This window comes from Candidatus Accumulibacter contiguus (assembly GCF_036625285.1).
Taxonomy (GTDB): Bacteria; Pseudomonadota; Gammaproteobacteria; order Burkholderiales; family Rhodocyclaceae; genus Accumulibacter; species Accumulibacter contiguus.
The window spans coordinates 2532842-2550690 of record NZ_JAZKUC010000001.1 but is presented as its reverse complement, the minus strand read 5'-3'; the positions used below and the strand labels follow the sequence as shown (position 1 = coordinate 2550690).

The following is a 17849-nucleotide window of genomic DNA, read 5'->3' as shown; positions in this document are numbered from 1 at the left end:
AATGCTCCTTCAGTCGTTGAATTGGCGCGGCGGCGAGGTAGTCATGCTGCTGTTCGGGTGGTCGACTGGCGATTGAGACAGATACGCGACCAGCGCGATGCAGGTGATGACGATGATGCTAGCGATGACGCGGAACATTCGGTTCCTCCTTGATTCTGACCGGCGAGACAAGCGGTCGTGAATTGCCCATTTGCGCGACCCGTTGCAAGTCGGATTTCGGCCGCATCTGCGCATTCATCTGTTCAATGGTCTTGCCGGCCAGCGCTTGGCGCAAACGCTGCTTGATGCCGGCGCGCGCCGTCTCGATACGCTGAAATTCCGCTGGATTACGTTCGGCGCCCTGCGTTCTTTCCATCGCTGCTGCGGACCGATGGAAGGCGATATAGAGTTTGTTCACCCGCTGCAGCTCGCAGAAGTCCACCTTGCGCTGCCGCAGCATTTCCTCGGCGTTCTCGATGACGTCTTGCAGCGCCCGGATTTGCGACTCGAGCATGGTTTGCTCTTCGTCACTTGCACAACTCATCTGGGAACGAAGTTCCTCCTGCGCTCCTTCGATCTCGGATCGAGAGGTCTTGTAGGACTGTTCGAGATCCTTGATTCGCTCGGCTTCCTGTCTTTCGTCCTCGCGAATCGTCTCTTCCGAGAAAACCTCGGCAAGCCTGGTAAGCGCTTGCTGCTTCTTCAGCGCGAGATAGCGCGCACCCACCGGCACGGCGAAATTCACGGCCGCCAGGGCGACAAGAGCGATTGCCGAAGCCGCAACGACCGACGCGCCGACAGCAATGACCGCGCTTGAAGCCGCTACCGCTACCGCGGCAAGGCCGATGCCTTTGATCAGCTTCTCCAGCCGGATGACCCGCGGGTCCAACTCGTCTGGCAGGTTCATATTTCCTCCCTCTAGGCAAAAGCGTGATGACCAATTACTACGCACATACCGTGCCAGCGGAGCTGGTATTCTGTAAAGTTTCAAGCCGTTGATGTTGTGCAGTTTTTTCAATCAAGTCAGCGCATGGTTGCAGAAATTCCGACGCCACCTGTTCTTCCTCCCTCGGATTTCCGAAGCCCAGAGGGCGACAAAGAAGCGGCTGCCAGAAGTTGCACAGCTGTTACGTGAATTCAGTGGGAGCGGCGGCAAGGCCGGCTTTTCTCGTAGCCCGCAGGATGTGCTGAGGAACGAAGCGCATCAATCGTGATCGATGCGCTTCGGTCAGCACATCCTGCGGATCTGCTTTCCGAAGGGTGCTCAGGGAACGTACTCGGCATAGCCCTGGCAGAGCGGGGCGTCGTTCAGTTCATTTTTCGCGATTGCTCGCAGAGAGACAGTGCTGTTCGCAGCAGTTCACGGGTTTCCCGGTCGGTTCGTCCGGCCTGGAGTCTCTGGTGGAGATCGCAGGCACGTGCCATCGGGAGCACCTCGAATAATCGACTGAGCAGCGGAGTGGTTTCCAGGAGATCTTCCTGAGTCTGGTTGAGCGTCATGATGGTCAATCCTTCCGGTGTAGTGTGCTGAGCGGTTTCATCCAGTTTGCCGAGGAAGCCATTGATCGGCTTTGGCACCTCTTACTCAGCATGTTCCGTACCAGCGAAAGCGGCTTTTCGTTGATTTATAATGCATTGGTTTTATGGATTTTTTCACATGCCGACAGAGCACAGTCGCCGGACTTTCGACACTGATCTTTTTACAGCCATCGGCTTTCAGACAAGCAGACGGTTGGCGACCGTCTTTCAGTCGCCACAGTACTTGAGATTCCATCGGTTTTTCGTCTTCCAAAGGGTGGGGTTCATGCTAGGCACGGTGGAATTCAGGCAGTGGCTGAAGCAACGGGCCTGGGAGAGCGAACCATTCGCCGTGGATGCGAGCAGTTACTGCGGGGAGATGGCGTCAAATGGCTGGCCTTACTGAAACACTTCAGTGCCGTCGGACCACCCGGCTGGACCGTGATCGTCCTCGCCGATCGAGGCTTGTATGCCCAATAGCTTTTCCAGGCGATTCAGGCGCTGGGCTGGCACCCGCTACTGCGCATCAATCTACAGAGCACGTTTCGACCGCAGGGCATGCGTCAGAGCTGTCGCCAAACTCAGGTCATCGCAATACGCCGCACAAAGCACGATAATCCGAAATCCCGTTACTATGAAAGTTGTGAGCGACTCTCGAATCCAGCCCTGAGCCTTGTCGAAGGGCTCCCCTCCCTCCTCGCGGGGGCGAAGGCGGGGTTTCGCGGAGCATTGCTCCGCGCCGCCGCAACCGGCCCGCGATGCAGCGTGGGCCGTGGGAGGGACCGGGGGCGAGATGGGGAATTCGCAGAGCATGCTCTGCGCCCATCGAACGATTCCGGCGTGCAAGCCGGAATGCGCCCTGCAAGGGAGGGAAACGGTCATGACTGTCATCATCGGGGGTGTCTTGCAAAATCATGACCATTTGAGCGATCTCCCATGCGCCTGCTCCTAGTCGAAGACCATTCCGAACTGGCCAAATGGCTACTCGACTGGCTGACCCACTCGGGCTATGTCGTCGAGCACCTCGATCGTGGTGACCAAGCCGATCTTGCGCTGGCAACCCACCGCTACGACCTGGTCATTCTCGACCTGTCGCTGCCCAAACTGGACGGGATCGATGTGTTGCAGCGTCTGCGCGGACGTGGCGACACGACACCGGTATTGGTCCTGACCGCACGCGGAACCAAGGATGATCGCGTACTCGGCCTCAATCTGGGTGCCGACGACTATTTGCCCAAACCTTTCGAACTGGACGAACTCGAAGCGCGCATCAAGGCACTCTTGCGTCGCGCCAATGGGCAGACGCCGCAGATGAAGATTGGCAAGTTGACGCTGGATACGCTGACCCGCGAGGTCTCGCTGGCCGGCAAGCCCCTGGTTCTTACGCCGCGCGAACTGGCGCTCTTGGAGGTCCTGGCAGCGCGCCTAGGCCGTCCTGTGGCACGCGAAGCGGTATTCAACCGGGTGTTCGAATTCGACTCCGAAGCACGTATCGAGAGCATCGAAATCTATGTCCATCGCCTGCGCAAGAAACTCGAAGGCTCGGGCGCAGCGATCACCACCTTGCGCGGTCTGGGCTATGCCTTGTCGGTCGAGCCATGATATTTCCGCGCGACTCGGGCCAGTCTCCGTCGATCAAGCCATGACGAGCCTCAAGGGCAGCGTGGCGCTCTGGCTGTTGCCGCCGCTCATCTTGCTTCTGGCGGCGAACGCCGTGTTGTCCTATCGTGGCGCACGTGAAGCAGCCGATCTCGCTTACGACCGCTCACTCCATATGGCACTCATGTTCCTTGGCGAGCGGCTTACGACATCTGGAGAGGTGGCGGCGACCGGGGATCTGCCGCGCTCCATCCGCGAGGTGTTGGGGGAAAGTGCCGGAGGGGAAGGCGCCGGGGCGGATGGCGAGCGCGTTTTCTTCGCGGTGATCGCTTCGGATGGGCGTAGCCTCGCTGGCGAAAACGACTTGCCGAAGCCGAAGCCGAATGCCGACGGTACGATCCGATTCGCCGACGCCCGTTATCGCGGGAAGGCGGTGCGCGTCGCGTCGATAGACATTCGATCGAAGCACCTGACGGCGGTGGACGGTGCTGGCTTGCTCCTGGAGGTAGTGTTGGTGGAAGACGCAGGAGCACGGGTGGCGCTCGCACAGCAGGTGTTCTATGCCGACTTGCGTCGGCAACTCGCTTTGGCGGTGTTCAGCGTGGCGCTCGCGTGGCTGGGGCTTGCCGCGACCTTGCGCTCTCTGCGTCGCCTGAGCGAAGATCTCGCCAGGCGCGAAGCCGAGGATCTGGCGCCGCTGGCGACTGACGACATGCCGACGGAAGTCCATCCGCTGATCGAGGCGATCAACCGCCATCTGGCGCGACTCGCCGATCTCCTGGAGACCAGCCGGCGCTTTGCTGCCGATGTCGCCCATCAGTTGCGCACGCCACTCACCCTGCTCGGCGCCCAGGCGCAGTACGGATTGCGCCAGAAGGACACTGAGGAAATGCGCCGCATCATCGAAGGCATCGTCGCTGCGTCGCGAAGCGCCCAGCGCCTGTGCAACCAGATGCTGTCGCTATCGCGCATCGAGGCGGCGAAGGGATTGATGAATGGCGGCGTCCGTCTCGATCTCGCCGCCTTGTTGCGCGAAACCGCATTGGACCTGGGCGTGCTGGCGCTCGAAAAGCATATTGACCTGACCTACACGGATACCGGCCGAGCGGTGCCGGTCATCGGCAACGAAGTCATGCTGCGCGAACTTTTCTCCAACCTGATCGACAACGCCCTGCGCTACACGCCCAACGGCGGGCGGGTCGGCATTGCCGCCGACATCGAGGGTGAAATGGCGCGGGTGACCATCACCGACACGGGTCCCGGCATCGCCCCCGCCGCACGCGCGACACTGTTCAAGCGCTTTCACCGGCAGTTCGACCGGAGCGGAGCGGAAGGATCGGGTCTGGGTCTGGCCATCGTGCACCAGATTTGCCTGGCGCACGGCGGCGTGGTCAAACTGGGCGACGGTGCCGATGGACAAGGGCTATCGGTGAATGTGCGCCTGCCCGTTTCGTCCGATCCGGCCGCAGGACAATGAAAGGCTATTGAAAGGCGGGCGGTTTTCAATCACGGTCGCGGGACCCCACTGGCCCACAACCGAAGACCTGACCGTTCGCAGTAACAGCAGCAAGTCTAGCGGGTTTAAGTCCCGTCTGGGGAGTTGTCCGTACGCCCCGGTAGCATGAGGAAGCGGCGCCGTGGCGACACGGGGTCGTGAGTTTCCAACAGCAAGAGAGCAGGCCGTAACGCAAGTGAACCTATGAGTAGCCTCGTAAATTATGTGGAGGAGCCGACCCTGTGGTCAGAAGGGGAAGGCCGTTGGATGGGCGCTGGAATAACGGAAGTGGCGTCAATCGACTCCCGGGGTAGCAGGGATGGCATGTTCTTGAAGACTTACTGCCCAGTGCTGGAGGCCCGTCTGCGGAGGTGGGGAGACCACCGACTGCTGCGTATAAGGCAACGAAAGCGCAGCGGCTGCAGGCGGGAGTCGGAGGGGTTCATAGTACCGTCTGAGTTCGTGGGACAACATAACCCCGGACGAGGGAAGGGACCCTACTTTGTTCGTGCAACCGAAGAGCGGAGGATCGAGGGATTGCCATGTCGCTAACCACCCCGGACACGATCAGGACGCTACAGAGGAAGCTGTATGCCAAGGCCAAGCAAGAACCAGCCTATCGCTTTTACGCGCTTTACGACAAGCTCTACCGGGAAGACATCCTCAGTCATGCCTGGCGGCTTGTCCGGTCGAACCGAGGCAGTCCCGGTATGGATGGGATCAGCTTCGAGGCCATCGAGAGCGGAATCGGGGTAGAGACGTTTCTGCGGGACCTGGCCCGTGATCTGAAAGACAAGACCTACCGCGCCCAGCCGGTAAGGCGCGTCATGATTCCCAAAGCGGATGGCAGTCAGCGCCCGCTTGGGATACCGACGCTCCGCGATCGGGTCGCACAAATGGCGGTGAAACTCATCATCGAACCGATCTTTGAAGCCGACTTCTGTGAGCACTCGTACGGATTCCGGCCCAGGAGGTCGGCCCACGATGCCGTGGATGACATCGCCCACACGTTATGGGCCGGCTACACTCAAGTCATAGACGCCGATCTATCAAAGTACTTCGATAGCATTCCGCATGCCAAGCTACTGGCCGTGGTGGCCGAGCGTGTTGTCGATGGGGGGATTCTGCACCTCATCAAGCAATGGCTCAAAGCCCCGGTCATCGGCGAAGACGACAACGGAGTGAAGAAGACCGTAGGTGGTGGAAAAGCCAATCGCAAAGGCACGCCGCAGGGCGGCGTGATCTCCCCGCTCTTGGCCAACTGCTACCTGCATATTCTCGACCGAATATGGCAACGGCAGCACCTGAAGGGCAAGCTATCCGCACATCTCGTGCGTTACGCGGACGACTTTGTCATCCTGTGCCGAAAAGAGGTAGAGGAACCGCTGAAAGTGGTGCGTCATGTCCTGGACCGTCTGGACCTCAGCCTCAACGAGACGAAGACCCACATCGTGGACGCCACCCAAGCAAGCTTCAACTTCCTGGGTTTCACGATTCAGATGAGTCGAGGGGCCAAGACTGGAAAACCGTACCCGAATGTCCGGCCAGCAGACAAATCGCTGAAGAAAATCAAGGCGAGGCTGACGGAACTCACGGGCCGGAAACTGACCCCCATCCCCTTGAGAGATATCGTGGGAAACGTCAACCGCAGCCTGCGAGGCTGGGCAAACTACTTCCACTATCGAAACTCAAGTCTGGCGATGAGCAAAGTCAGATACCACGCGGAAGACCGGTTGCGAACCCATTTGATGAAGCGTCATCAGGTGAAGGACCGAGGAACTGGTTTCCGCCGGTTTCCAAGTGCTCATCTCTACGGGCGCTACGGGCTATACAAAGTTCCTACGAAGGCGGGCTGGAACTCGGCGCATGCCGTGGCGTGAAGAGCATCGGAAAGCCGTGTGCGGGAAAATCGCATGCACGGTTTGATGAGGGAGGGCAGGCGAAAGCCTGTCCTCTACTCTACATGAAAAGCCATCGCCTGTTCAACTTTCCTGTTTTGCGCTCACCAGTCTGCTGGGTTTCGCCGCACGGGCAGAAGAGACGCTCTACATGCTGGTCATTCCTGGTCCCGCTCTTCAGTGTTGATCCGTTGGCGTCCGGGCGTCGGAAATACGATGTCTGCAAAACGGGCGGTATCGGAAATCCGGCACTCGTGCTTTGTGTTATTGTAAAAAATTACATTAAATTAATTTATTACATATTCCATGAAGGCCATCTGTGCTGGCACGGCACTTGCGTAGTATCACCTCACGGCATCTTGCATGGCAAGGCGAGATGCTCGCCGCTCGCATCTTCTCGATTGCCTGTCCCCTGGAGAACGGCATCATGAATAGCAGCGATCTACTGGACATCACCCACCAGTTCGCAGGAGATCCCGACTCCGACCTGATGCGCTACGGGTTCCGTTACTCCCTGAACCCCTATATCAACAGCGAATCCACACGACGACAGGTCTTCAATATTAAACTATGAAACATAATCAAGAATGGTTTTTTAACACGCTCTGATGCCGCTGGCGACGTAGCAGGGAGCCGAAACGATGATCAAGGCCCAATCGCATATATTTTCTGGGAGGGAATTTTATTATGAAAAAATTCATCAATCGTGTCTTAAATATCTTACGCGGCAAGAGCAATTTAATGTTGGAAAAACTTGAAAAGCCCGAAGAACAACTCTTTGTGTTTATTGATGATCTCAACACCCAAATGGTTGGTCTTCGTAAAGCGGTTGCTGCCGCCATGGCTGATGAAAAGCGCCTTAAAATGCAGATGGATGATCTTTACGCAAATGCACAACAATGGGAGCGGAAAGCCATAATGGCATTAAAAGCCGAAGAAGAAAATCTTGCCCGTGAAGCCTTGCTTAAAAAAGAAAAAAATGAAAATCAAATTCCCGTTATTTACAAAACGTGGGAAGTACAAAAAGAAGCCACCTTAAAGCTTAAGCACTCTTTATCTATTGCAAAGGAGAGAGTGGATGAAGCAAAAAGAAAATATACGTTACTTGTGGCGCGATACAAGGCAGCGGAAACTAATCAAAAAATCTCGAAAACGCTTTCGCCTGGCATGGATAATTCTCCGTTTGAAATAATGGACAAATTGAATAATCGTATTCTTATGATCGAATCAGAGGCTGAAGAAAATATGGAGCTAATGAGCGATACGAATAACTCTGACCTCGAAGCACGATTTATTCAGTTAGAAAGAAAAGATCGTGGTGATCAGGCTATTCAGCAGCTAAAAGAAAAACTTGCGCAGAAAGTTATTAAACCAGATGAGAAGTTATCCCAAATTTCTCAATTGGAGCACAAGCCATATGTAAATCAATCCGATTGGGAATAAATTGCCTCACATCGTCGAGCAAAAACCTGTGAATTCTGATCTGACGAGCGCGTTGACATCTCATTTTGCCGAGATTGAACTCATTGGCGAAGGGATGACCTCAAAAGTCTTTAAGGCATTGGATAAGAAAACCGGCACAACCGTCGCAATTAAAGTATTAAATCCACATCTTAAAACAGATAAAATTAGCCTTGAACGATTCAAACGGGAGATTCAAATTACCCGTGCCATCCATCATCCGAATGTCATTTCCATCTATGATCTTGCGGTCAGGGGTGATCTGAATTACCTAGTAATGGAGTTCATCGATGGCATGAGTCTCAAGGATTACATCAAGCTCCACTCGCCACTTTCCATTCAAACGGTAGTCTCGGTCATCACGCAACTATTGGATGCGCTTTCCTTGTGTCATTCTAAAAGCGTCATTCACCGCGATCTTAAACCGCAAAATATTATGATTACCGCAGATGGGAACATTAAAATTCTCGATTTCGGTATTGCGCGAATGACAGCCCTTAGCGACCTGACGCAAGTTGGAACCTCGCTTGGCTCACCGGAATATATGGCACCGGAACTTTTTGCTGCCAGTGCGTATGAACCGCGCAGCGACCTTTACGCGATCGGCATTATTGCCTTCGAGTTATTAAGCGGAGTAATTCCTTTTCAAGGGGATACGCTTGCAGTAATTTTTAACAAGCATTTTAATGATCAGATTCCCGCGCTGTCCAATTATCGCAAGGATATTCCTCAATGGCTCGAACAAATAATTTTCAAGTTGCTGGCAAAGAAATCATATCAACGATATCAAAGCGCCAATGATGTCAGGATCGACCTCAACGCAAAAAAGGTAATTTCCAGCGAGATTCCCGTATTTAAAACCAGACCATGCTTTGCCTGTGGAGAGCAAATGCCTGCTGATGCTTTTGTATGTTTCTCCTGCGGGGATAACGGCTCCGAGCGTTACAGTGAGGGTGACTATTACATCATCTGTGACTCGCCACAAGACCCTGAAAAATTGCGATGTTTTTTTATGGATTATACTGGGAAAGACATTGTCTGCCCAGGCAAGCGGGGTACCGTCATTGCGGCGAATGTTGATGAGGTATTTGTCAATACCATTAAAAAGGCCATGCAACAATATGGTATTCACGTCGTCAGCCAAGGTAGCGTTACCCGAAATCTTGGCAGGGTGGTCAGCCTTCTTTTCAGGCTGCCAATAGCCTGTATTATTACTATATATTTGGCTTTCATTATTATTTCTTTTTCTTTGGGTATCTCTTCCCCCACTTGGGGTTCATTAATTTTACTAGTGTTTGTTTTATTTCTATTGGGTTGGTGGGTAAAAAAAATTTATATCGCCATTTTCCCAAAGCCAGTACTGGTCAGTAAGGATTTTGAACGTGGCAAATTATCGGAAATGAGGTGGTTTGGCAGTATTTCTCCGCTTCTCAAAGTAAAGAGAAATGAAGACATGCAAAAACTCATCTCGCAAACGCTGGAACGTTTGTGGATTTTTGAGAAACATGCAAAAAGCACCAGCAACAGGGTAAGAGTGCAAATGCGTGAACTCGTAGTAACAATGTTGCCCATTGCCAATCATATTTCCCACGTTGAATTGGCACAGCAGAATGTTAAACTGGCAAAACTTATGCGCGAATATTATTTTAAAATGCGCAACGATCAGGATACTAGTTATCTTGAAAGTGCAATGCAGCGCCTTTTCACCAAAGAAGAGAATTATGCGGCATTGGTGAATCGTTTTTCCATGGCCATGGCACTATTCAATCGCCTCATTGGAATGGCTTTGGTTTTTGATAGACAAATAGAGGAGGCAGAGCTAGAAGTTATTCGTGAAGGAATCGGCGAACTGCGGCAAGAGGTCGATATCTGGAAGCGGATCAAAGCCGATCTGGCGCATCTTCCAAGAAGGGCATTATGATTAGTTACGATGCTCTCCCGCACGGTTTTACTATCGACAATCGCTACTGGGTTGAAGGACTTCTGGGTAAAGGGCGCAGTTCGGCGGTCTATCGCGCTTTTGATGCAGAAACGTCGACTCAGGTCAGTCTTAAAATACTCGATCCGTTCTTGTCACAGGATCCTGTCTATCTCGAAAGATTTCGTCGTGAGGTTAGCATTATCCGTTCACTCAGCCATCCCGGCATCGTCAAGGTCTATGACTTTCTCAAATTCCGGGAATTTTACGTTATCGTCATGGAGTACTTTGAAAGCAGAAATGGTATTGCGTATCTTGATCGCTACGGTGCCATGCCAGTGGCAGATTTCCTGGATGTTGCAAAGAAAATTGTTTCCGCTATCGAAAGCTGCCACAAGGTTAGCGTTCTTCACCGAGATATAAAACCTCAAAACGTGTTGATTAGTCAAAATAAGGACATAAAAGTGGTTGATTTTGGCATTTCCAGGGTCAACACAATGTCAAACCTTACTAAAACCGGCACTATACTTGGCACGCCGGAGTATATGCCCCCGGAGCTTTTTATTACGGGCCGATCCGATACCAGATCGGACATTTATTCGCTTGGCTGTGTTTTTTTTGAGTTCCTGACAAAACGACCCCCATATTCTGGTGAGTCACTTTCATCCGTCATTTCGCAGCAAATCAAGCAGGAAATAACTAACTTTTCAGCATTTCGACAGGATGTTCCGCCGTGGCTGGAGAAAGTAATTTTGAAATGTTTGCGTACCGATTCGAACAAGAGATACCAAAGTTGTGGCGAGCTTTTGTTGGATATTGAAAAAGGGGAGAGGGCGCTTGTCGGTAATGAAATGGCTGTCAGCGAATGTTGGGGTTGCAAGATGGAACTTATCCCCGGGCTAATTTTCTGCCACAACTGCGGAAAATTCAGCCACGATATTTTCGAGAAAGGCGTCTGTGCCATTGTCTTGCATAGGTGCGACAATCCGAATGCCTTAAGTGCCTATTTGTTGAAGGCATTTCCAGACTCCAAAAAAATCAATCTCACCAAACGATTCAAACGACTTCCCACCTTGTTATTCAAAAATATTAGTAAAAATATGGCTCACAGCATTGTCAATGAATTGGCTAATCTGTCGCTTGATCTGAGTATTGTCGAGAGCCTTCCCAAACATTTTCAATTGCCATATTACTATTTTATAGTGGGACTGCTCCCGCTTATATTAATACTAGTCGCCAATTCTCCCATCACTTTTATTCTGATAGGAAAATCTGTTATTTTAGGGGAATTGTTTATTATATTTCTATACCGGCAGCGCGTCCGCTCCATCATTACTCTGGGCGCTTCCGGGCGAAAAGCGGCCAGCAGTCAAATGACGCAAATCACAAAAATGGCGGCCCGGTTTCGTAACATTTCTCACATTGGACTCAGAAGCATGATGGGCAACATCGTGCAAAAGTATTTAAACATATCATCAAATTCAAAGGGAAGCGCCATGACGGTCGATCCCCACATGCTGACTAAATTAGTTTGGTCTGCTTTTGATCTGGTGGCGCTATTGGAAAAGTATGAGAATTTTCTTGACAGTATGAGTCTTAATTCCATTAAGGCAAATATCGATAAAGTTCAAATAAGACTTGGCAAAACTGGCGAGGCAAGGTTGCTGGCTACGTTACTCGATGAAAAAAGCAAGCTAGATGCAGACTTTGCGCGCTATTATGAAATTCAGGAAAAACATGCAAAGCTTCACAGGTGTCTTCTTGATTTACGAGTCGCGCTGAACAAGCTTGATGCTAGCCTAGAGCTATCTCCGGAAGAGCTGCTGTTTATGATCCCTGACTTAGCCGATGAGAATGACGTCGGGAAGTTGAAGTAACCATCCCCCGGCAGAGCCGGGGCTTTTATTATGTGAGCCGCTCAAAGCGGCCAATCGGGGTCGTTGACGCGGCCCAGAATCTTGCGTCACCTAAGGAAACTGGGGTCTTGGTAGCAATGGAACAGGGAACTCGGATAGGTGTACGTCATACCCTGAGACCACCCGATTACCCACAACTCATCCGTCATTGAAATAGGCGGCACGGCCAGCCTCCAGGGCAATGGCAAATGCCCTGACCTTCTGCATCCCTTCCCAGATCGCCTTGGGGCCGGGATGCCCGTCGTGTTTTCGCCCGAGAAAGCCGCCAAAGCCGGCAATCAGCCGCACCATCTGACCCAGGGGCGGGGGAGCATCCGGCGGTGGTGAGCGATGGGCGACGATCCAGGCGGCTTGCCATTCCTCGATATCAAACACCACGTCACAGGGCAAATCGGGGCAGTCCCGGCCCCAGGTAACCAAGGACAGGATGCGCCAGGCGATAATCAGGTAAATGACCAAGGCGCGTTCCAGTCGCTCCATGCTGCCCAACTGCAGGGATTCTATCTTGCAGCCTGATTTCCAAATGCGGAAAAGAATTTCTATCAGCCAGCGGCGGCGATACCAATCAATGAGTTGTACGATGTCTTCGAGCGTTTCCGCCGTCCGATTGGTCAGCAATTTCCATTCAATGGGCTCCTCCCCAACCGGCGGGTTTTCTTCTCGCGCCAGGATCGCGGTCACGGTCACGACCGGCGCACCCTTGCGTACGGGCAAGGTGACCCGCTCCCGGTAAAGCGTTTGCCGCACCAGTCGGGCCGGGCGGTCTGGCGCTGCGGGCATGGTGAATTCCAGTTCTCCTTCCGCTTCGCCACCGCCCACACGGTCCCACAGCTTGTCGCCCATGCTCGTCTTGCGGTTATGCTTGGACCGGATCAGGTAGTCCGCCGGATAGTCCCGCTCGGCGGCCGTGTTCATCACCGCTCGAATGTCGCCTTCCCTATCCGTTATGTATACCAGCCGGCTACCAGGCACGGTCTCGGCCAGATCGGCCACGATGGTATAGCCTTCCACCCAGCGGATACTTTCCTTGATGTCGGGCTGACCTTTTGGCTTTCGCGCCCACATCCAGCAGTCGGTCGCGCCCAACACCAACCCGCTCGGCGTCATCGCCAGGGTCGGATGCGCAAACATCCCATGCTGGGCGTCGTAGCTCAACCGTCCCAGCCCGGCAATCCCCGGCTGCGAGGTAAAATCCGCTTCGGTGGTATCCTGAACACACAAGACAACCGGCTGGCCCTGCATCCGCTTTATCGTTTGCTGGGTATGAACCTCCAGGATTTCACGCCAGTCCGTCGCGGGATTGTCCAGCAGCCGGTAGGCCGCTTTGGTTTCCGCCCAACCCCCGCAAGCCACCGGGATGCTTCCGGTCGGTTGTGCCGACAGATCATCCACCAGCTTGATCAAGCGCCGCGTCCGCCGCGCATCCCCCAAATCCAGATCCTTGAACTCCTCCGCTGCCCAACCCATGCCATACCTCCGCAAGATTACGAAATATACGTGTAACTACTCAGGTACTGCATCTTGTTAAAAATCAACACGTTGCGAATATTGAAATAGCATAATGACGAATGGGACTGATTTAGAATCAAGTGGTTGCAAGTTTATGCCATTGTTCTCATGTTTCTAACCAATTGTTTTTACATAACAATTTGACCTGAGTAGTTACATATACGTTTTAACAACAGCTTGAAAACTGTTGCCGTTTGCATATATGGGGTGGGTAAGCGGAAATGCAACAGCGTTTGCTATCGCGTTGGAGTCAAGCCACGCCGCGCGCTCCTATGTCAAGTGAGTTGTGGGTAATCGGGTGCCCTGAGACATCTTCAACCATCCATTCGACGTGCAACATGAGGACGTGGATTTCCTTTTGCAGCGATATTTCCCGGGTCAGACGCTTGTTAATGCGTTGCTACTTCTACATTAACAGATTCTAATGGCATTTTTGGGTGCTGGCGGCTGCCTTCGGTAGGCGCTGTCGCGGGCGCTTTGTCGCCGTGCATGACGCTCGGCGATGATTCGCACGAGGTCTTCGCGACCGTGAATCTTCACCGGGAGCTGCGCCACGAGCATGTCGACGACATCGGCACAGGACAGTAACTCGGCGTAGGGTGAGTGTTGCCGCCGCTCCTTGACGAGAAAGAGTAGTGCAACGCAGACGAGCGCCATGTGGTTGTACCAAGCCCGCCACTTGCGTACCTGGTAGTCGGCCATCCCACAGCAACCTTTCGCATTCTCGAAGGCGCGCTCGATGAAGTGGCGCTGTGCCTGCATGCGTGCCAGCTCGCGAAGTGGCGTGTCGGGCGCCGCGTTGGAGAGCATGAACTTCACCTCCTTGCCATCGCGGCGTGCCAGGAGATGCCATTGGCGGGCCTGTGCGCTGTTCGGATGACTGATCCACACGCGGGTATGGGCAAACATCGCGCGCACTTCACCCTTCTCCCCGTCGCGCAGGATCACCGGGTGCCACTCCTTTCGTTTCAGGCGCGCGGCCCATTCGCGGGCTTCCCAGGCCGGTACCCACGCCTTTCCCGGATCGGTAAAGTAAAACTGCTGGTCGCTGTGCACCTCGGTGGCGAATACCTCACCTGCATCGTCCCAATCAAACAGCAGCCAAGTCGCGTGGCCATAGAGGCCGTCGGCACCGATGAAGCCAAAGCGCACCCCGGCGGCTCGTGCCCGCTTGACCATCTCGGCAGCCATCTGCGGCTTAGTCCGAAAGACCCGTGCCGATTCCGGAATCCCCGCTTCCTGGCAACGCTTGGCGTCTTCAACCCAACGCTCTGGAAGGAACAATTCGAAGTCGATGATCGCCGCCTGCGACCCTCGTGCCAAGGCGGCATACACTCCAACCTGCGAGTTCTCGACCTTACCCAGGCGACCGTTGTACTGCCTGGCGACGCCCGCTGAATGGTCGCCCTTCTTTTGGACCCCAGACTCATCGAGCAACAGTCCCGTCTCTGGCCCACCGATCCACTCGTCCGCTTGTCGCGCCGTCTCCCGACGCACATTCTCAAAGTCCCATGCAGCATCGCTCAACAGGTGGTGGAGGCTGTAATACTCGGTCTCCGCCACCGTCTCGCTCATCTGTTCCAGGTTCGCACGAGGGCTTTGAAAAAGGCCCCGCAAGTACTGTTCAGCTTGCTCGGCCGTGCTTCGCGTTTTACTGCGGAAACACTCCCGGAACGACTGAAAATGGCTGGTCAGATTCTCGCAGCAGCTGGCCACCGCACGCCCGATCCCAAATAAATAAATTTGGCGATTTCATCGTCATACTCCTTATGTGGTAGAGCATTAGATATGTAGCTCAATAGCCTGTATTTCAACCATTTTAGAAATGTGGCAAAGTAGAACTACACACCAGCGAATACTATGTGCAGCGCAATAAAATTGCCAAATTGTTTGGCTACTGTATGTGCTCCGACGACGATCTGCCGGCATTGCAGGCCAAGGCAACACTGTTGGCACGCACGGACGTGGGATCGGTGTGGAGGAACTTTTTCTGGCAGAGGAGGTGTCGATTCTGCCCGGTTCGAAGCCGGCGAGCCTGTGGAAACGGCCCCGACGGTTGAACGCAGCGTCTGGGAGACCGACATCGAAGTCGTCGAGATTCCGATCGAAGTCATCGTCTACGAGTGCCCGAAAGGCAGCAACTGTTGCGAGCGCGTGCCACGCCATCGCCAACGGAAAGGAAAGGCCAGACCATGCGGCGATCAGTTGCTGAGCGGCTTCTTTTTCCGTCCGTTCGGAAGGTCATTGAGCGTGCCATTGAACAAGCAATGAAAGGCTATTGAAAGGCAGGTGGTTTTCAATCACGGTCGTGGTACCCCACTAGCCAACCACCGGAGACCTGCCATGAAAGGCTATCGAATCCATCGCCTGTTGCAACTTTCCTGTTTCGCGCTCGCCAGTCTGGTGGGGTTCGCCGTTCAGGCAGAAGAGAAGCTCTACGTCTATACCTCGATGAAGGAATCGCTGATCGGGGAGTTAAAAAAGGCCTTTGCCGCCAAGCATCCCGAAGTCAAGATGGATTACCACACCGCTGGCGCCGGCAAGTTGATGGCCAAGATCGCCGCTGAACTCGAGTCCGGCAAACTCCTCGCCGATATCTTGTGGACCAGCGAAGTGCCGGACTTTTATCAGATCAAGGCGCAAGGGGTATTGCAGCCCTATGTGCCGAAGGAGATCAAAGCGCTGGAGAATCCACTGCCGGATTACGACGGGTCCTTCACTGCGGTGCGACTGGGTACGCTGGGCATCGCCTACAACACGCGTCTCGTCAAGGAAGCGCCGAAAACCTGGGCCGATGTCCAGAAACCGCTCTTCAAAGGTGCCTTCGGCATTGCCAATCCGGCGCTTTCCGGCACCGCCTATATGAGCATTTCGCTGTTGGTCAAGACCTTCGGCTGGCCGTACATCGAGGGCTTGCGCGCCAACGGCGCCAGGATGGGCAAGGGTTCGGGGCAGGTGATTGACGATACCGCCTCCGGCGACCTGCTCGCCTGCCTGGCCGTGGATTACATCACGCTCGACAAAATGGATAAAGGGGCCACCCTGGCCCTGGCCTATCCGCCGGAAATGCTGGTCATTCCCAGTCCAATCGCCATTTTCAAGGGCAGCCAGAATACCGTGGCGGCGAGGAAATTTGTCGACTTCGTGCTGTCCAGGGAAGGCCAGACGATCGTCGCCAACGAGGGCGCGCTGCCGGTGCGCACCGATGTCAAGGTGCCGGATCGTTTCCATCTGCCCCCAGTGAGCGACGCGCTGAAGCGTGCCATCAAGATTGACTACAAGCAGTTGATGGCGGAGAAGGAAGCGACCATCAAGAAGTTCACCGCCATCATGCAGAATTAGGCAGCGGGGTCATCATGAGCGCTATTCGGATCGAGGGACTCACCAAGTCCTATGGCAGTCGCCGCGTGCTGGTCGGACTTGACCTGACGGTCGCGGCAGGCGAGTGCTTCACGCTGCTGGGGCCTTCCAGTTGCGGCAAGACGGTCTTGATGCGACTTTTGGCCGGCTTTGACACCCCGGACGCGGGTCGCATCGTCATCGACGACACGGTAGTCGCGGACGCTGGCGTCCATGTCCCGCCCGATAGGCGTGGCATTGGCATGGTGTTTCAGGACTACGCGGTCTGGCCGCACATGACGGTGCGCGACAACGTCGCCTATCCCTTGAAAATCGCCAGATTCTCGGCTGCTGAGCGACAGGAGCGTACGCAGGCCGCGATCGCACAGGTGGGGCTTGCCGGACTTGAGCAACGTCTGCCCGCGCAGCTTTCCGGCGGCCAGCAGCAACGCGTCGCGTTGGCGCGCGCGCTGGTCTCCAAGCCTGCGCTGCTGCTGCTGGATGAACCGCTCAACAACCTCGACGCCAATCTGCGCGAGGAAATGTGCTTCGAGATTCGCGAACTCCAGCAGCGACTGGGTATTACCGTCATCTATGTGACGCACGACCAGGAGATCGCGCTGGCCATCTCCGACCGTCTGGCCGTGATGGACGAAACAGGATGCCTGCGGCAAATCGGCGCGCCGAGCGAATTGTTCGATCACCCCGTTGATGCCTATCTCTACCGTTTTCTCGGCGTGGCGAACTTCATTCCGCTGCGGAAAGTCGCCCGCGCCTGGCGCTTGCCCGACGGTTCCACCGAATGGGTCGGCCGGCCGCCGGAGCGCGGCGGCGATCACATCACGGCCGGTTTTCGCCCGCACGATGTGCTTCTCTGCCGCGCTGGCGAAGGCCTGCCTGGTATCGTGCGCCGGGCGAGTTTTCTCGGCTCGCAGGTCGATTATCTGATCGAGGTCGGTGGCATGACTTTGCGCGCAGCGACCGACAGCCGCCATGCCCAGGGCGACGGACAGATGTTTCGCGACGGCGAAGCCTGTCGTCTGGGCTTTCACACCCTGCAATGGTTCGATGAGGTCTGGCCGGAAGGCAATGCAATAGGAGCAGCACATGCTTAATGTGAAAGTCGCGTCAGCGACTCACGAATCTCCCCTTCCCACTCGTGGGGGAGGGGTCGGGGGAGAGGGAAACGGTCATGAATTTCATGATCGGGGGTGTCT

The 17849-nt window shown here is 54.6% G+C and carries 16 protein-coding genes; 11 read left to right on the top strand and 5 right to left on the bottom strand.

Annotation, left to right across the window (positions count from 1 at the left end):
* Positions 1-9 precede the first annotated feature (9 nt).
* The 3 genes from V5B59_RS12485 to V5B59_RS12475 all read right to left on the bottom strand — a co-directional run bounded on the left by V5B59_RS12485 (position 10) and on the right by V5B59_RS12475 (position 1557).
* On the bottom strand, positions 10-138 hold the full coding sequence (locus V5B59_RS12485) for a hypothetical protein (RefSeq protein WP_256435942.1): 129 nt from the start codon (positions 136-138) through the stop codon (positions 10-12).
* Positions 119-886 carry a hypothetical protein gene (locus V5B59_RS12480; RefSeq protein ID WP_169069268.1) on the bottom strand — a complete coding sequence of 256 codons (768 nt, stop codon included), beginning with the start codon at positions 884-886 and terminating at the stop codon, positions 119-121. Before V5B59_RS12480 ends, V5B59_RS12485 begins: the two co-directional genes overlap by 20 nt.
* 401 nt (positions 887-1287) lie before the next feature.
* The gene (locus V5B59_RS12475; RefSeq protein WP_169069267.1) at positions 1288-1557 is read right to left on the bottom strand and encodes a hypothetical protein; all 270 of its coding nucleotides are present in this window, start codon (positions 1555-1557) and stop codon (positions 1288-1290) included.
* A 252-nt stretch (positions 1558-1809) separates the two neighbouring features.
* Here V5B59_RS12475 and V5B59_RS12470 point away from each other — a divergent pair, with 252 nt between their 5' ends.
* From V5B59_RS12470 to V5B59_RS12435, 8 genes are all read left to right on the top strand, one after another.
* A complete protein-coding gene (locus V5B59_RS12470) occupies positions 1810-1977 on the top strand; it encodes a hypothetical protein (protein WP_332351937.1) in 168 nt (55 codons plus the stop codon).
* Between the two features lie 456 nt (positions 1978-2433).
* Entirely contained in the window at positions 2434-3099 is a 666-nt protein-coding gene (locus V5B59_RS12465) for a response regulator (protein ID WP_169069266.1), read from the top strand.
* A gap of 40 nt (positions 3100-3139) precedes the next feature.
* Positions 3140-4573, top strand: a complete 1434-nt coding sequence (locus tag V5B59_RS12460; RefSeq protein ID WP_332351936.1) for a sensor histidine kinase — start codon at positions 3140-3142, stop codon at positions 4571-4573.
* A gap of 560 nt (positions 4574-5133) precedes the next feature.
* Complete coding sequence (gene ltrA / locus V5B59_RS12455; RefSeq protein WP_332351545.1) at positions 5134-6471, top strand: group II intron reverse transcriptase/maturase; 1338 nt, start codon at positions 5134-5136, stop codon at positions 6469-6471.
* Positions 6472-6823: 352 nt separating this feature from the next.
* Positions 6824-7063 (top strand): hypothetical protein, encoded by a 240-nt coding sequence (locus V5B59_RS12450; RefSeq protein ID WP_332351935.1) that lies wholly within the window; start codon positions 6824-6826, stop codon positions 7061-7063.
* A gap of 113 nt (positions 7064-7176) precedes the next feature.
* The gene (locus V5B59_RS12445; RefSeq protein ID WP_332351934.1) at positions 7177-7932 is read left to right on the top strand and encodes a PspA/IM30 family protein; all 756 of its coding nucleotides are present in this window, start codon (positions 7177-7179) and stop codon (positions 7930-7932) included.
* Between the two features lie 28 nt (positions 7933-7960).
* Complete coding sequence (locus tag V5B59_RS12440; protein ID WP_332351933.1) at positions 7961-9871, top strand: serine/threonine-protein kinase; 1911 nt, start codon at positions 7961-7963, stop codon at positions 9869-9871.
* Positions 9868-11745: a serine/threonine protein kinase gene (locus V5B59_RS12435; RefSeq protein WP_332351932.1), complete on the top strand. Its 1878-nt coding sequence runs from the start codon at positions 9868-9870 to the stop codon at positions 11743-11745. The genes V5B59_RS12440 and V5B59_RS12435 overlap by 4 nt, the downstream gene beginning before the upstream one ends.
* Before the next feature lie 177 nt (positions 11746-11922).
* On the opposite strand, the gene V5B59_RS12430 is transcribed toward V5B59_RS12435, so the two are convergent.
* Positions 11923-13251, bottom strand: a complete 1329-nt coding sequence (locus tag V5B59_RS12430) for an IS4 family transposase (protein WP_169072214.1) — start codon at positions 13249-13251, stop codon at positions 11923-11925.
* A gap of 453 nt (positions 13252-13704) precedes the next feature.
* Complete coding sequence (locus tag V5B59_RS12425; RefSeq protein WP_246149239.1) at positions 13705-15009, bottom strand: IS701 family transposase; 1305 nt, start codon at positions 15007-15009, stop codon at positions 13705-13707.
* Positions 15010-15330: 321 nt separating this feature from the next.
* Here V5B59_RS12425 and V5B59_RS12420 point away from each other — a divergent pair, with 321 nt between their 5' ends.
* The 3 genes from V5B59_RS12420 to V5B59_RS12410 all read left to right on the top strand — a co-directional run bounded on the left by V5B59_RS12420 (position 15331) and on the right by V5B59_RS12410 (position 17747).
* A complete protein-coding gene (locus tag V5B59_RS12420; RefSeq protein ID WP_332351931.1) occupies positions 15331-15564 on the top strand; it encodes a hypothetical protein in 234 nt (77 codons plus the stop codon).
* Positions 15565-15636: 72 nt separating this feature from the next.
* Positions 15637-16635 (top strand): ABC transporter substrate-binding protein, encoded by a 999-nt coding sequence (locus tag V5B59_RS12415; RefSeq protein ID WP_332351930.1) that lies wholly within the window; start codon positions 15637-15639, stop codon positions 16633-16635.
* 14 nt (positions 16636-16649) lie between these two features.
* Positions 16650-17747, top strand: coding sequence for an ABC transporter ATP-binding protein (locus V5B59_RS12410; RefSeq protein WP_332351929.1), 1098 nt, complete (start codon positions 16650-16652; stop codon positions 17745-17747).
* Positions 17748-17849: the final 102 nt, after the last annotated feature.